Below are 15,295 nucleotides of genomic sequence, written 5' to 3' on the forward strand. Positions count from 1 at the left end.
CATGGAAGAGACTAAAAGATATATTCAGTCTTTTTTATCCCAAAAGAAAATTGACATTTCTGCAGATAAAGCAGCCCTTTTCGAGGCCTTTATAGCTAATGAAAAAAATGTCAATGCAGTAAAAATAATTCAGGAAAACCAAAAAATGATTATGCAGAATTGGATATTGAAAAACAGAATAGACGATATTTTGACACAAACGGTCTCAATACCAAACGGCACAGTAAATAAAAATTACCAGGCAAAAATTGATTTCGATACTTTGAGCTGGAATGATTTTATTTTTTTTGAAATACAAGGCTTAGAAAGTACAGGTCTTGAATTTAATGCGAATGATGAGCTAATTGGAACTCCAAAAATTAGCGGTGATTTAAAAATAAAAATACTATTTAGAGTTCAGGGTGAGCCGGAAGATTCGGTTTTAAACGAAAAAATACTAACACTGATTGTAAATCCGGATCCAAAATCGTTGTGGAAGGATTTGGAAAGCGATAAAACCGATGCGCTCTGGAAACCGGATAATGAAATTGTTGCGGCTAAATTTTTAGATAAGAATATTGTAGTAGCTTCTAAAAGAGGCCGCAGTCATGCTAATAAAGGTTCTTTTAGAGAAGACGATTTTGCCTTTAAAAATCTTGACGAAATTGGCTGGAGTGTTCTGGCAGTTTCGGATGGTGCAGGTTCTGCAAAACTTTCAAGACAAGGTTCAAAAATAGCCTGTGATTCGGTTATTCAGTATTTTGAAGAAAATTTAAACACAGAAGGTTTAAAGGAATTTGATGAGGTTTTAAGTGAACATCATCATAAAGCAACTGATGAGACTTCAAAAAAAATAAGTCATTTTGTATATCATAATTTGTCAAGAGCGGCTCATTTTGCACATCAGAAAATTGAAGAATTTGCGATCAAAAATGAAGCTGATCTGAAAGATTTTCATGCAACTTTAATTTTTGCTCTGGTTAAGAAATATAATTTCGGATATGCTGTCTTAACTTTTGGAATAGGAGACTGTCCAATCGGATTATTGAATAAAGATCTGACAGAGGTTAAGTTAATGAACTGGATTGATGTAGGCGATTTTGGGGGAGGAACACGATTTATAACCATGCCGGAAATTTTTCAAAGTGATAAATTTTCTACGCGATTTGGATTTAAATTGGTTGATGATTTCTCTTATTTAATGCTGATGACGGACGGGATTTACGATCCTAAATTTGTCGTTGAAGCCAACCTGGAAAAGATTGATAATTGGAACGAATTTCTTGAAGATCTAAACGGAAAAAATGAAGACGCAAATAAAGTTGATTTTGATAAGGGAAATACTGAAATTGCCAACCAGCTTTCAACCTGGATGGATTTCTGGAACCCGGGAAATCATGATGACAGAACCCTTGCCATAATTTATTAAGTATGAGTGTAATTACAGTAAAATCAATTAATGACACCGTGAAAACCTATCAATTTGTTGATAATGGTGAACCCATGCGTGGCGGTGTTAAAGATGTTTATTTTAGTCCAGATAGAAAATATGTTGTTGCTATTTTTAGAGATAAATTAGATTTCAATCAAAAAGAGAGATTACAAAAAATAACAACTAAATTTTTGCCTCAAATTCAAAATGGAGATGCAGGTGATTATTATTTAAATGAAGTATACAGGTGGCCAACTGATGTTATTGAACATAATGGATTAATGGGAGTTATTGTTCCAATTTATAATTCGAATTATTTTTTTAAAAAAGGATATGCTACCAGTGACTTAATTCAGGGAAAAGAAAAAAACGGGAAATGGTTTGCAGGTCCAAAATTCAGAAACCCCCATTTTCCTCTCAGAGTCTCGAATTCAGAATTAGGAGATTGGTTAAATTACTTTCAGATTTGTGTCAATTTAACTAGAGGTGTAAAGAAAATGCATGCTATGGGATTAGCACATTCTGATTTATCTCATAATAATGTTTTAATAGATCCAATCAATAAATCTGCTTGTATTATAGATCTGGATGGATTAGTGGTGCCGGGTTTATTCCCAGCTGAAGTAATTGGAACTCCCGAATATATTGCTCCCGAAGTACTTTCGACCAAACATTTAAACAAAACCGATCCTGACAGAAAATTACCGAGTCGATTAACAGATCTGCATGCATTGCCGGTTCTTATTTACATGTTTTTACTACACAGACACCCTTTGAAAGGAGGGAAGGTTCATGATCTTGATACCGAAAAAGATGATTTGCTGTCTATGGGAGAAAAAGCAATGTTTATTGAACATCCAACGGATGAAACGAACAGACCCAAGCTCAATCAGGTTTCTAAGTGGGATTTGCCATGGGCGGATATTAACCAATTGCCATATTCGATTACGGGACCTTATTTAAAAACCTTATTCGATAAAGTTTTTATAGACGGATTACACAATCCGATGCAAAGACCTAATGCCGAAGAGTGGGAAATTGCATTACTCAAAACAACAGATTTAATGCAGAAGTGCCACAATGTTGCGTGCGAGCAAAAATGGTATGTTTTTGACAATACAAATACACCAAAGTGCCCATTTTGTAATACTCCCCACAAAGGTACGCTGCCAGTCCTAGACCTCTATTATCAGTTTCAGGAAACAGTATGGAAACCCGAGAATCATAGATTAATGGTTTATAACGATCAGTACTTGTTTCAATGGCATGTAAATCGTAATATTGCGCGCAATGAAAAATTAACGGCGCAACAAAAAGTACCGGTTGGTTACTTTACCTATTTTAATGATAAATGGGTATTTGTCAACCAAAAGTTAACTTCATTAAAAGACTTAACCGAAGACAAAGAAATTCCTATTGGAACTATGATAGAGCTGACTGACGGGAAAAAAATACTTCTTTCAAAAGAAGAAGGAGGAAGAGTTATCATGGTTACAATGGCCAATAAATAAATTTAAAATTAACTTAATTAATATTCAAAATGAATCAGCACCCTATTTTTTCAGAACATCCGGGATTAATAATCGTTTTCGCGATTGCAGTAGTCATCATGCTATTGTTGGACTTGGGAATTTTCAACAAAAAAAGCCATGAAGTAAGTAATAAAGAAGCAGTAACCTGGTCATTAGTATGGATTAGTTTAGCGATGATTTTTAGTGGTTTGGTTTATTACTTTGCCGGATCGGCGAAATTTTATGAATTTCAGTCGGCTTATTGGATTGAAAAAGCACTTTCAGTAGATAACCTTTTTGTATTTATATTAGTATTCAAGTTTTTTGACGTAGCCAACCAAAACAAACACAAAGTTTTATTTTGGGGTATTATCGGAGCATTGGTTTTGAGAGCTATCTTTATCTTTTCGGGAGCCTTCTTAATCGAACTTACGTATTTAAACAAGCTTTTAAGTCTGGTTGGAATTGCTGGTTTCAAATACGATATCAACTTAATCATGACAGCTTTCGGATTGTTTCTGGTTTATGCAGGAATCAAATCGTGGTCTGCTGGTGATGATGACGATGAAGAGGATTACAACAATACCAGAGGAGCAAGATTAATCAGAAAGTTTTTCAGCGTTAGCGATAAATACGATGGAGATAAATTCTTTACATTCGAAAACGGAAAAAAACTGGCAACCCCACTTTTAGTAGTAGTAGCTGTAATTGAGTTTACCGATTTATTGTTTGCAGTCGATTCTATACCGGCAATTTTTGCCATTTCTAGTGATCCTTTTATTCTTTATACCTCTAACATTTTTGCTATTTTGGGACTTAGAGCGTTATTCTTCTTATTGGATAACTTCATTCACTTGTTCAGTAAATTGCAATATGGTTTGGCTATAATTCTTTCGTTTATCGGAGTAAAAATGATTATTTCTCCGTTTTATCATATTGAATCTCTGTATTCATTGCTTGTAATTGGTGGGATTCTGGCAATTTCGGTAATTGCATCAGTAATGTTACCGGAACCAAAAGAGGCATAAGACCTAAAATAAAGAACTTATTAAAGCAGATAGCAGTCTAAAGATTGCTATCCGTTTTTTATGATTTTCCTGATTGGAACAAAGAAACGAAAGGGTTAAAACTAATTTCTGGTGTAAAAAAGCCTTCTACTATTTGTTTTTAAAACGACAGTCGAAACTTAAATTAATTGTCATACTTTTGCACTTTCAAAAAGTAAAGTAAATAAGGCACTTAAAGCCTTTACTCCTTGTTATAATAGTTACAAATTATGCTTAATATACACAATCTTTCGGTTTCTTTTGGAGGAACATATTTATTTGAAGAAGTTACCTTTCGTTTAGGTGCCGGCGACCGCGTAGGTCTTGTTGGTAAAAACGGAGCGGGTAAATCTACAATGCTTAAAATGTTAGCAAGAGATTTTGCTCCTGATTCAGGGGTTATTTCCCAGGAGAAAGATATCCGAATGGGGTTTTTGCGTCAGGATATTGATTTTGAACGTGGAAGAACTGTGCTGGAAGAAGCGTATGAGGCTTTTACTGAAATTAAAATTGTTGAGAAAAAACTAGAAGAAATCAATCATCAGTTGGTGACCAGAACCGATTATGAAAGTGAGGAATACGGTCAGATCATTGAAGATTTGTCTGATTATACCCATCGTTTTGATCTTCTTGGAGGTTACAATTATGTAGGGGATACAGAGAAGATTCTTTTAGGATTAGGTTTCAAAAGAGAAGTTTTCAATAACCAAACCGAAACATTTTCAGGAGGATGGAGAATGCGTATCGAGTTAGCAAAACTGCTATTGCAATCCAATGACGTATTGCTTCTGGATGAGCCTACGAACCACTTGGATATCGAGAGTATCATTTGGTTAGAGAGTTTTCTGCGTAACTATCCTGGAGTTGTGGTAATCGTATCGCACGATAAAATGTTTTTGGATAATGTGACCAATCGTACCATCGAAATTTCTTTAGGAAAAGCATACGATTTTAATAAGCCATATTCTCAGTATTTAGAATTGCGTCACGAGATTCGTGAAAAACAATTGGCTACTCAAAAGAATCAGGCAAAGAAAATAGAAGAGACAGAAAAATTAATCGAAAAGTTCCGTGCAAAAGCTTCAAAAGCTTCGATGGCGCAATCGTTAATTAAAAAGTTAGATAAGGTAGAAAGAATCGAAGTAGATGAGGATGATAATTCGGTAATGAATATTTCGTTTCCAGTTTCAAAAGAACCGGGAAAAGTAGTAATCGAAGCTGAAAACGTTACCAAAGCTTACGGAGACAAAACGATTCTGAAAGATATTAGTTTATTGGTAGAAAGAGGAAGTAAAATTGCCTTTGTGGGACAAAACGGACAAGGAAAATCGACTTTCATTAAAGCTCTTGTAAACGAATTTGAGTACCAGGGGAACATCAAATTAGGACATAATGTTCAGTTAGGATATTTTGCTCAAAATCAGGCTGAATATTTAGATGGAGAAATTACGTTGCTTCAAACTATGGAAGATGCTGCTACAGACACAAACCGTATGAAAGTTCGTGATATGTTGGGATCCTTTTTATTCCGTGGAGACGATGTTGAGAAAAAAGTAAAGGTACTTTCAGGAGGTGAACGCAACCGTTTAGCACTTTGTAAATTGTTGTTGCAGCCTATCAATGTTTTACTGATGGATGAGCCCACGAATCACCTGGATATTAAATCTAAGAACGTTTTAAAAGCAGCACTTCAAAAATTTGGAGGAACTTTATTATTGGTTTCTCACGATAGAGATTTCCTTCAGGGAATGTCGAACATCGTTTACGAATTCAAAGACCAAAAGATCAGAGAATATTTAGGAGATATTAACTACTTCTTAGAGCAGCGTAATCTTGAAAACATGCGTGAGGTAGAGAAAAAAGATGTCGTAAAAGAAGCCACTCCAAAAGAATCTAAGAAAACGTCATACGAAGATCAGAAAAAAGGAAAAGCACTTCAAAACCGATTGAGTAAGGTAGAGAGTCAAATCAAACAATTAGAAAAAGACATTCAGCACGATGATAAAATGCTGGCTTCTAATTATGACAAACATATTGAAGATGCTTCGTTTTTTACCGCATACAACAAAAAGAAAGAAGATTTAGATCAATTGTTGCTGGACTGGGAAATTGTTCAGGAAGAGATTGATAACTTTAATGCTTAATTAGTTTTCAGTCGCTGTCACAGCCTTCGGTCTCAGTGTCAGTTTTGAAATGAATAGATAACTTTGTCAAAGACTTGAACTTTGGCAAAGTTTTTTTTATGTCTGAAGTCTACCATCCCTTGTAAAAAATAGAAAACACACTACATTTACTCCATGCATTTTACAAATTACATCTTATATTTCACGAGATAAGACCAATAGATTTAGAGTGCATAATGGCTTCACTGCTGTCTTTATAATAACAAACAGAGACCTCTAAGTTTTCGAGGTTTTTCATAATCGTTTTAGTGGCTTCTTTTTTGTGTTTGCCAGTCTGTCTAATGTAAACTGCCTTTACAGTAACCGGAAAGATTTTACAGATTCGCTCGTACAAAATGGGGTCGTGTTGCGAATCGTCTCCTAGTAAAACATACTTAAGATTGGGATAAAATTCTAAAACGTGTTTTATTTTGTCGAATTTATGATCGTGGTTTCCGCGTCCGCTCATGAAAAAATCAGGGATTCCTCTTTTGATGTCTTTTAATAGAATTACGGCTCTTGGCAGATGATGTATTTTGGTAAATTTGACGATGAATCGATACAAATTCCATTCGCTGCTCGACACATAAAAAAAGGCATTTTCTTCTTCCTTATTGTTTCGTCCGGCTGAACTTAAAGCTTGATAATGAGGTACAACACCTTTAAAAACTTTACGGTCATTTACATTTTTAAATAAAAGAACATATATTTTTCGGAAGAAATTTCCAGTATGCGAAATCAAAAAAGTATCGTCAATATCGGAGATGATGCCCAGTTTGCCTTTGTGAGGTCTTATGAAACTGCCTTTTTCAGTTATAGTTTCAGTCTTATGTTTTATGCTAACTTCGTATTCAATCCATCCAAAGGGCGTTTCTTTCTCCAGTGGAATACAAAACTTGAAATAGCCGTCGTCCAGGGTTTTAGTGTGAATTTCCTGATTGCCACATTTTAGATAAACATCAAAATTTTTAATCGTTTTTATTCTGAATTGATTGATGATCGAAGTGGCATTTTTGAAGTTTTTTTTCTGATAATCATATTCATACGTTCTTCTGAAAACATGTCCCATTACAATTAATTCTTCTTCATTGGCATAACCGCGATATAATTGTAAAATTGGTTTCATTAATTGTGTATATTTATGGATGATGTAAATTAATTATTTTAATTGATTTTAAAAATAAAACTTTGAAAAAGAATATCTTATTTGTTGTAAATCCTATTTCGGGAGATCTGGATAAATCCGATTTAATAGAAGCTGTACAGGAGTTTTCTGTTGCGTATCATTTTGATCTGGAAGTTTATGAAACCACTGGGCAGCATGATCAAAAAGAAATACAGATCCTTTACAATCAGTATCATCCTGAGCGTATTGTGGTAGCCGGTGGAGACGGAACCATAAAAATGGTTGCTGAAGCCATGGAGCAGTTTGATATCATTATTGGTATTTTGCCTGCCGGTTCGGCCAATGGATTGTCGGTCGATCTAAATCTGCCGGATACACTCGAGGAGAACCTGAAAATTGCTTTTCTGCATCATTATATCGAAATGGATATGATTGCTATCAATGGCAAAAAAAGTATTCATTTGAGTGATATTGGCGTAAATGCCAATCTGGTAAAAAATTACGAAGAGAGTAATTTACGCGGTTTATGGGGTTACGCCTTACAGGCCTATTCGGCTTTAAAAGAATCGGAAGAACCTTTTGTGGCTACAATCTCGGCGAATAACGAAACCGTGGAGCATACCGCAAGAATGATTGTGATTGCTAATTCTCAGAAATATGGAACCGGTGTCGTAATAAATCCAAATGGTGCAATGAATGATGGGAAGTTCGAATTGGTCATTATAAAAAGCCTTGATTTACTATTGATTGGAAAAATTATCACTGGAAACATGCCAATTGACTCGGATGATATTGTAATTATTTCCACAGATAAAGCAATGATAAAGACAGATTATCCAGTGAATTTTCAGATTGATGGCGAGTATTGCGGCGCACAAACGGATTTGGAAATTCACATTCTGCACAAGCAGATGAAAATTGCAATTCCGTAGTTTTTATAGTCTGTGTGAAACGGATTGTGAAATGTACCGCCCCGATGGGGCTAAAAAACGGTGGCCGAATTTATTTCTATAGATATTCCACTCCTAGCGGAGTTGCCTTCAAAATTCCGTAGGAATGAACATTTTGTAGCAACGGGTTTTAATCCGTTGAAAATAAGGATGGTATTTTTATGAGTTCAGTAGGAACGATCTGTGTAATCTTCAATCTAAAATCTATTAACTAGGAGCATTATAAATTCAGGCATTTACGAATATTTATTTAAACGGATTTCGCTCTTGCCAGTCGGTTTTGGGCTCGAGATAATTAAACAATCGGCCAATATTGTGATTGATTAAAGTATTGCTGTGTGTTATTAATCCATACATTTTGACCGGTTTTGCTCCGACAGAGCTTTTAATTTCTAGGGCAGTTCTCGCAAATACCACTTCTTTAAAACCATGATTGATAGAGTAGGCAATCATGTCGTAAAGCATGTTGAGGTATAGCATCTTTTCGCGTTGAATGGTCTCGTCGTACCCTAAAAAGTACGTGTCCATCGCGTTTCCGTTTTTAATTAAGGTATTGAATCCGATTAGTTTTTCTTCTAAAAAATAGCCATAAAAGAGGAAATCATCTTTCATGATTTCTTTAAAAAAACTAAAGTGATTTCGGGCTAAGAAAAAAGTATTAAAAGGGGCGTTTTTGGCCACATGAAAATACAAATCGTAAATAACATCTTCATATTTCTTAATGTCGGCCAAAGACATTTTTTGCTTTACGATTCCGTCTGCTTTTTTTCGGGCTCGTTTGTACTGATCCCGATATTTTTTTGATAAAGCGTTGATATAATCCTGTTCAGATGCCCAGTCTTTATGGATTTCAAAAACCATATTAGGCTGAGTTGAAAACGTATAATTGTTTTTGAATTCGTTTTGTAAAGGAATAATTTCGGTAGCTGTAAAATCTTTTATGCTGGTAATGTGAACCTTTCTTCCGCTTGCTTTCAGGTTTTTTTTAAGCTGATTAATGGCTTTGTGTAGTGTTTTTAGAGCAATTGATTGTTTGATGTCTGAGACAAATATAAACGCATTTTGTCCGGTAAGCATATTGTTTCCGACAAATAATACATGAGAGGCAAAATTCTTAAAAGCAAAATTTCGCACCGAAGTTTTCAAACATTGATCGCGTTCACCAAACGATTCCAGTTTCTCCGTAAATAGAAATTGGGTCAGAACAATTCCGACCAGTTGACTATCATTGAAAATTCCGATAAAATGACATATCATATTTACCGGACAGGAGTTTTCCAGGACTTCCAGGTATTCTTTGGTTAAAAAGATATTAGCGGCCGCGAGAGAATTCCATTCCAAGGGCAGTAGTGATGCGCTATTGTATATTTCGAAAGAATAAGTTGTAGTCAAATGAGGGAGCTAATTTCTTCAAAATTAGAGAATATTTATAAGAACTCAACTGGTTTAAGTTATTATTAAGAAAACCCGTTTGAGATTTAATTTCAAACGGGTTTGTATTTTTTAGAGTTAGGCAAATGCACAGATAATTCCGCCCATCAAAGTAAGGCAAACCGCCCAGTAACCTGAATGAATAAAGATATATTTCCATGATTTTCTTTCGAATAGGCCATTGATTCCAATTACAGGAAAGACAAAAAAGAGTGCTGACATAAATCCGTGAAGAGTTCCGTGTTTAAAGGTACGGTATGCTGTTCCATAGTCATTCATAAAAGCAGCAAACGATGGTTTGGCACTGGCTACTAAAGGAGGTCCGCCCACCATTCCCAAAGCACCTGTTTGATGAATGGTAAGAGACATTAAAATTACGGTAATCATTAACGAGAAAAGATACGTAAGACCGAATATTTTCAGCATATTTCCTTTTTGTAAGTCTTCCGGAGTGAGATTGTTCTCTCTCATCCAGATGGTTCCGAACACTTTAGGGTTGTACCAGATAAAACCAACAGCCAGTGTTACGATTGCTGATAAGAATAATGCAACAGGGTTAAATTCCATAATATGAGGTTTTTAGGATTAGTTGCTCAAATTTAAACAAAAAATCTCACAAATAGCACCTTTGAATAAAGTAGTAAAATTTTGATTAAATTAAATTTTATCAACACTTTATCGACATTATGCGCTTTATAACTATGAAATGTATAATTTTATGGCATCAATAAATCCCCAATCTTGTAATGAAAAGCTTAGTCCTGTTTTTTCTGGCTTTTATTTTTTCGCCTGCTATTTTTGCTGATACTGTTTCAGATAAAGAGAAAGAGGCGCTTATCAAATTGTATGAAGCAACAAACGGATCGGAATGGAAGGTAAAGTGGGATTTATCCCTTTCGGTAGCTACCTGGTATGGGGTAAAAGTTGAAAATGGTAAAGTCGTCGGACTTCATTTGGCAAATAATAATTTGCAGGGAAATCTGCCTGTAGAATTGTTGACTTTGGTTAATTTGATTACCATCGATTTACACGACAATAAAATCCAGGGACAGATTCCTTTGGAGATTGGAAAATTAAGCCAATTAGAAACCCTTGCTTTGTTTAATAATGAAATTCAGGGGCAGTTGCCGGGGTCAATTTATACGATAAAAACGTTGAAAGTTTTGCTTTTAAATCAGAACAAATTGTCAGGGAGTTTGAGCAAAGAAGTAAGCAACTTTGGTGTTTTGGAAAACCTGAGTTTGTTTGATAATAATTTTGAAGGAGAAATTCCAAATGAATTAGAAAAATTAGGTCATTTGTCTGAATTGAATCTTTCCTATAATAAATTTAAAGGAGGCGTTTCGAAAAATCTGATTTTGTTGGACGCTCTAAATATGACGATGTTTGATGAAGAAGGAAATCCTTTTTTATTAGAAATCGCCGCTAGAAAAGAAACCACAATGGTCACCAGAAATTAATCGTGCTTATGAATGAATTTTACACTCGTTAAAAAGTTGATTAAATATATTTAGTTAATTGTTTAAAAACCGTAATCCGTTACGGTTTTTTTACGTCCGGTTTTTACTTTTTTTTGGAATGAAAAAGAACATTTTTTTTAGTCCATTACTTTTTTTTCATAACTTTAATTCTTCAATTTGCAGAATAAAAAAAATCAGAGTACAATAAGATAATCTAACCTCTTTAATTATAAAATTATGGTAGTACAGTATCAAGGAGAACAATACGGAAAAGCAACAACATTTACAATAAGAATTATAGGAAACAATCTGTCTAAAAGCAGTTCAAATTACCAGATTGATTTATTGGTTGGCGATAAAAAGCTGCCAACTTTTACTACGGGAATTCACCAGAGTTTGTCAAACTGCTTAAAAGAGATCTATTTATTCAGAAAGCACCATGGAATTACATTTGAAGCTTCGTCAGAAAAGGTGGCGCCGCTTTTAGTTCCGTATGACCTGGTTTTATACAATTACAATAAATATGCATTGTTTATGGCATAGGCCGGACTTTGTTTATCACAACTATTTTGAAAGACTGCTTTTATAGGCAGTCTTTTTTTTGTACGACTAAACTTTATCTTTTCGTTCAAGGCATTACTTTTTTTGGTTTTTTTAATTAAAATTTTATATTTTTTTCTTTCAGGTATTTCTGTTTCATAAATTTTATTATGTTTGCTAAATCGATTTAGCAACACTCAGAGCCCTTTTGTTTATGAAGAAAATTCTTTTTACCTGCTTTTTTATTATTGTTTCGAATGCATGGATCAATGCTCAGGAACTGAAGTCTCCCGATGGGAACTTGGTATTGACATTCAATTTAAATGCTGAGGGTACTCCGGTTTATTTTCTAGCCTACAAGAAAAAAGAAGTAATCAAAGAAAGCAGATTGGGCTTTATTTTAAAGTCGGATATCAAAATGAATAAAGGTTTTCAGATTGTTGGTACACAAAAACAATCAGAAGACAATTTCTGGGAACCGGTATTGGGAGAGCAGAAAAAAATTAGAAATCAGTACAATGAATTGAAAGCTGATTTGATACAGGAAAAAAGCAAGCGAAAAATAACGATTTATTTCCGTTTGTTCAATGACGGTTTGGGATTTCGATATGAGTTTCCGGTACAGGATAATCTGCGTCATTTTGTGATTCAGGAAGAAACTACCGAGTTTAATTTAACGGGAGATCATAAACTTTTTTGGATTCCGGGGGATTATGATACAAACGAGTACAGTTATACCACTTCAAAAATTTCGGAGATGCAATCTTTGATGTACAATGCTGCTCACGTTTCGATGGCCGCACAAACCACGATTAAAAATCTGGCAGCGCAAACGCCTTTGATGATGAAGACTAATGATGGACTTTATATTAACATTCACGAAGCAGCTTTGAAAAATTACCCGGCAATGTGTCTTAATGTTGATGATAAGGCTTATTCGCTGAGTTCACATTTGGTTCCTGATGCTGTTGGAAATAAAGGATACATTCAAACCGGAAGCTTTACACCCTGGAGAACGATTGTGGTGAGTGATGATGCGCGAAATATTCTGGCTTCAAAAATGATTTTAAATCTGAATGAACCCTGTGCTTTCGAAGATATTTCATGGATTAAACCGGTGAAATATATTGGAGTTTGGTGGGAATATTTTACCGGCGGGGGATCTACCTGGGCGTATTCGGATAATCAGGATGTGGTAATTGGAGCTACTGATTTTTCTAAACTGAAGCCTAATGCAACACATGGAGCCAATACCAAACACGTAAAAGAATATATCGATTTTGCTTCGACAAATGGTTTCGACGCAGTTCTGGTGGAAGGTTGGAACGAAGGCTGGGAAGACAATACTGCTTTTAAAAAAGAACGTATTTATAGCTTTACTAAGCCTTACCCGGATTTTGATGTTAAAGATTTAAGTTTGTATGCCAAGCAGAAGGGAGTGAAAATCATCATGCACCATGAAACGACATCTTCAGCTTCAGAATATGAAAGACAACTTCCGGATGCCTTAAAGTTTATGGTCGATAATAACTATAATGCTGTAAAAACGGGCTATGTAGGACCAATTATTCCAAGAGGAGAACACCATGACGGACAGCAAATGGTCAATCATTATACATATGTAGCTAAAGAGGCAGCAAAGCATAAAATCATGGTAGATTCCCATGAAGCAGTTCGTCCGACCGGATTGCATCGTACCTATCCCAACTGGTTTGCTCAGGAATCAGCCAGAGGAACTGAGTTTGAGGCTATGGAGGGGATTCATCCTGATCACACTACAATTTTGCCATTTACACGTCTTATGGGTGGGCCGATGGATTATACACCGGGAATTTTTCAGGGAGACTTATCCGTTTACGGCTCAAAGAAAAACAAGTTAAGTACAACATTGGCGAAGCAATTGGCGCTTTATGTAACGATGTACAGCCCGTTGCAAATGGCGGCCGATTTGCCTGAAAATTATATGCGTTTTAAGGATGCTTTTCAGTTTATAAAAGATGTTGCACTGGACTGGGATGACAGTTATATTCTCGAAGCAGAGCCAGGAGATTATATCACAATAGCCAGAAAAGCTAAAGGAAAACAAGAATGGTTTGTAGGTGGAATTACGGATGAAAACCCACGTACTGCTTTCATTGATTTTAGTTTTTTGCCTGCTGGGAAATCATTTACCGCAACGATTTATGAAGACGGAAAAACAGCCGATTATAAGAGCAATCCACAATCGTACAACATTCGTAAAGTGAATGTAAATAGTAAAACGAAGTTAAAACAAAAACTAGTCGCAAGTGGCGGTGTGGCAATTTCTATAAAGTAGAAAAGTGTTAGAAATGAGGCACAGATGACGCCGATTTTTTTTCGGATATTTGCGAATAAGAAAACGGTCTAACCTGCGCGAGAAAAAGATAGTCACAGAATAAAATGATTTCAACGATAAAAAAACAGTTTTATAAAGAAAAAAATCTTTTTTAATCCTGTTAATCTGTGGCAAAAGATAAAAAATAACCGGAGGGCAAGATTAATTCGTTCTTCTCAAAGACATAAAATAATGAGCATGAAAATTTATCCATTACAATTTGATCCAATCTTAAAAGAAAGAATCTGGGGAGGTGAAAAGTTAAAAACAATTCTGAATAAACCAATTACATCAAAAATTACAGGAGAAAGCTGGGAATTGTCTACTGTAGAAGGAGATGTAAGTGTTGTTGCAAACGGAGCATTAAAAGGACATTCTTTAACAGATTTAATAGATCAATCGCCAAATGAAATTTTAGGAACAGCAGTTTACGGACGATTTGGAAATCAGTTTCCTTTGCTTTTTAAATATTTGGACGCAAGAGAAGACTTATCGATACAAGTTCATCCAAACGATGAGTTGGCGAAAGAGCGTCACAATTCTTTTGGTAAAACTGAAATGTGGTACGTGATGCAGGCAGATGCAGATGCGAGAATTATTGTTGGTTTTAAAGAAGATTCCAGTAAAGAAGAATATTTAGAAAACCTAAATAATAACACCTTGGTTTCAATATTGGATGATGTAAAAGTCAAAGCAGGGGATGTTTTCTTTTTAGAAACCGGAACAGTTCATGCTATAGGTGCGGGTTTGGTTGTGGCAGAAATTCAGCAAACATCGGATATTACCTATCGTTTATATGATTTTGACAGAACAGATGCTCAGGGCAACAAAAGAGAATTGCACGTTGATTTAGCATTGGACGCTATCAATTATAAGAAAGTTGAGACGCAGAAAAAGTATGAAACGACCTTAAATCAATCAAATGCGGTGGTAGATTGTCCTTATTTCACTACTAATTTCCTTCCGCTTGACGGAACTCTTGAAGTAAGTAAAAAAGGAGAAACTTTTACGGTTTATATGTGTACGGAAGGCAATTTTGAAGTTGCTTATCAAAACGTAAATTACCAATACAAGCAAGGAGATACTGTATTAATCCCTGCAGGAATGCACAATTACAGCATAAAAGGAGCTGCTTCAATTTTAGAAGTATATATCTCATAAAGAAAGTGACGGAGACTATTTTTGTCACGTTACTGGTCTTTAATTAGGGTTCATGATAATTTTATCGCTTTGAAAAATAGAGAATTGAAGAGAATTCATATTAAAAACAATAGCGATGATCAGGAACAGAAAAAATGATAA

The 15,295-nt window shown here is 35.1% G+C and carries 12 protein-coding genes; 9 read left to right on the forward strand and 3 right to left on the reverse strand.

What is annotated here, in order from left to right; translation table 11 throughout:
* Window position 1: 1 nt before the first annotated feature.
* The 4 genes from M4I44_RS09235 (at window position 2) to M4I44_RS09250 (ending at window position 6,112) form a co-directional block, all read left to right on the forward strand.
* Entirely contained in the window at window positions 2-1,408 is a 1,407-nt protein-coding gene (locus M4I44_RS09235; protein WP_249967099.1) for a PP2C family serine/threonine-protein phosphatase, read from the forward strand.
* 2 nt (window positions 1,409-1,410) lie between these two features.
* Window positions 1,411-2,922: a helix-hairpin-helix domain-containing protein gene (locus M4I44_RS09240; RefSeq protein ID WP_249967100.1), complete on the forward strand. Its 1,512-nt coding sequence runs from the start codon at window positions 1,411-1,413 to the stop codon at window positions 2,920-2,922.
* Between the two features lie 29 nt (window positions 2,923-2,951).
* Window positions 2,952-3,950, forward strand: a complete 999-nt coding sequence (locus tag M4I44_RS09245; protein ID WP_017496968.1) for a TerC/Alx family metal homeostasis membrane protein — start codon at window positions 2,952-2,954, stop codon at window positions 3,948-3,950.
* Between the two features lie 248 nt (window positions 3,951-4,198).
* On the forward strand, window positions 4,199-6,112 hold the full coding sequence (locus M4I44_RS09250; RefSeq protein WP_249967101.1) for an ABC-F family ATP-binding cassette domain-containing protein: 1,914 nt from the start codon (window positions 4,199-4,201) through the stop codon (window positions 6,110-6,112).
* Window positions 6,113-6,293: 181 nt separating this feature from the next.
* Here M4I44_RS09250 and M4I44_RS09255 read toward each other — a convergent pair whose 3' ends face one another.
* Window positions 6,294-7,256, reverse strand: coding sequence for an App1 family protein (locus tag M4I44_RS09255; protein ID WP_017496966.1), 963 nt, complete (start codon window positions 7,254-7,256; stop codon window positions 6,294-6,296).
* 62 nt (window positions 7,257-7,318) lie between these two features.
* Between M4I44_RS09255 and M4I44_RS09260 the strand changes: the two genes are divergently transcribed.
* The gene (locus tag M4I44_RS09260; protein WP_249967102.1) at window positions 7,319-8,188 is read left to right on the forward strand and encodes a diacylglycerol kinase family protein; all 870 of its coding nucleotides are present in this window, start codon (window positions 7,319-7,321) and stop codon (window positions 8,186-8,188) included.
* Between the two features lie 264 nt (window positions 8,189-8,452).
* Here M4I44_RS09260 and M4I44_RS09265 read toward each other — a convergent pair whose 3' ends face one another.
* Complete coding sequence (locus tag M4I44_RS09265) at window positions 8,453-9,598, reverse strand: peptidogalycan biosysnthesis protein (RefSeq protein WP_249967103.1); 1,146 nt, start codon at window positions 9,596-9,598, stop codon at window positions 8,453-8,455.
* 117 nt (window positions 9,599-9,715) lie between these two features.
* Window positions 9,716-10,204 (reverse strand): DUF1761 domain-containing protein, encoded by a 489-nt coding sequence (locus M4I44_RS09270; RefSeq protein ID WP_249967104.1) that lies wholly within the window; start codon window positions 10,202-10,204, stop codon window positions 9,716-9,718.
* Between the two features lie 179 nt (window positions 10,205-10,383).
* Between M4I44_RS09270 and M4I44_RS09275 the strand changes: the two genes are divergently transcribed.
* The 4 genes from M4I44_RS09275 to M4I44_RS09290 all read left to right on the forward strand — a co-directional run bounded on the left by M4I44_RS09275 (window position 10,384) and on the right by M4I44_RS09290 (window position 15,154).
* On the forward strand, window positions 10,384-11,097 hold the full coding sequence (locus tag M4I44_RS09275; RefSeq protein ID WP_249967105.1) for a Two component regulator three Y domain protein: 714 nt from the start codon (window positions 10,384-10,386) through the stop codon (window positions 11,095-11,097).
* A 237-nt stretch (window positions 11,098-11,334) separates the two neighbouring features.
* Entirely contained in the window at window positions 11,335-11,640 is a 306-nt protein-coding gene (locus M4I44_RS09280; protein WP_017496961.1) for a hypothetical protein, read from the forward strand.
* 211 nt (window positions 11,641-11,851) lie between these two features.
* Window positions 11,852-13,954 carry a glycoside hydrolase family 97 protein gene (locus tag M4I44_RS09285; protein ID WP_249967106.1) on the forward strand — a complete coding sequence of 701 codons (2,103 nt, stop codon included), beginning with the start codon at window positions 11,852-11,854 and terminating at the stop codon, window positions 13,952-13,954.
* A gap of 231 nt (window positions 13,955-14,185) precedes the next feature.
* Window positions 14,186-15,154 (forward strand): type I phosphomannose isomerase catalytic subunit, encoded by a 969-nt coding sequence (locus M4I44_RS09290; RefSeq protein ID WP_249967107.1) that lies wholly within the window; start codon window positions 14,186-14,188, stop codon window positions 15,152-15,154.
* The last annotated feature ends 141 nt before the right edge of the window (window positions 15,155-15,295 follow it).

Origin of the sequence: Flavobacterium sp. B183 (assembly GCF_023539155.1) — a bacterium.
GTDB classification, from domain to species: domain Bacteria; phylum Bacteroidota; class Bacteroidia; order Flavobacteriales; family Flavobacteriaceae; genus Flavobacterium; species Flavobacterium tructae.

Bases quoted from the DNA above. Each gene is read 5' to 3' on its own strand.
- M4I44_RS09235 (WP_249967099.1), top strand. From the start codon at position 2: ATGGAAGAGACTAAAAGATATATTCAGTCTTTTTTATCCCAAAAGAAA.
- M4I44_RS09240 (WP_249967100.1), top strand. From the start codon at position 1,411: ATGAGTGTAATTACAGTAAAATCAATTAATGACACCGTGAAAACCTAT.
- M4I44_RS09245 (WP_017496968.1), top strand. From the start codon at position 2,952: ATGAATCAGCACCCTATTTTTTCAGAACATCCGGGATTAATAATCGTT.
- M4I44_RS09250 (WP_249967101.1), top strand. From the start codon at position 4,199: ATGCTTAATATACACAATCTTTCGGTTTCTTTTGGAGGAACATATTTA.
- M4I44_RS09255 (WP_017496966.1), bottom strand. From the start codon at position 7,256: ATGAAACCAATTTTACAATTATATCGCGGTTATGCCAATGAAGAAGAA.
- M4I44_RS09270 (WP_249967104.1), bottom strand. From the start codon at position 10,204: ATGGAATTTAACCCTGTTGCATTATTCTTATCAGCAATCGTAACACTG.
- M4I44_RS09275 (WP_249967105.1), top strand. From the start codon at position 10,384: ATGAAAAGCTTAGTCCTGTTTTTTCTGGCTTTTATTTTTTCGCCTGCT.
- M4I44_RS09280 (WP_017496961.1), top strand. From the start codon at position 11,335: ATGGTAGTACAGTATCAAGGAGAACAATACGGAAAAGCAACAACATTT.
- M4I44_RS09285 (WP_249967106.1), top strand. From the start codon at position 11,852: ATGAAGAAAATTCTTTTTACCTGCTTTTTTATTATTGTTTCGAATGCA.
- M4I44_RS09290 (WP_249967107.1), top strand. From the start codon at position 14,186: ATGAGCATGAAAATTTATCCATTACAATTTGATCCAATCTTAAAAGAA.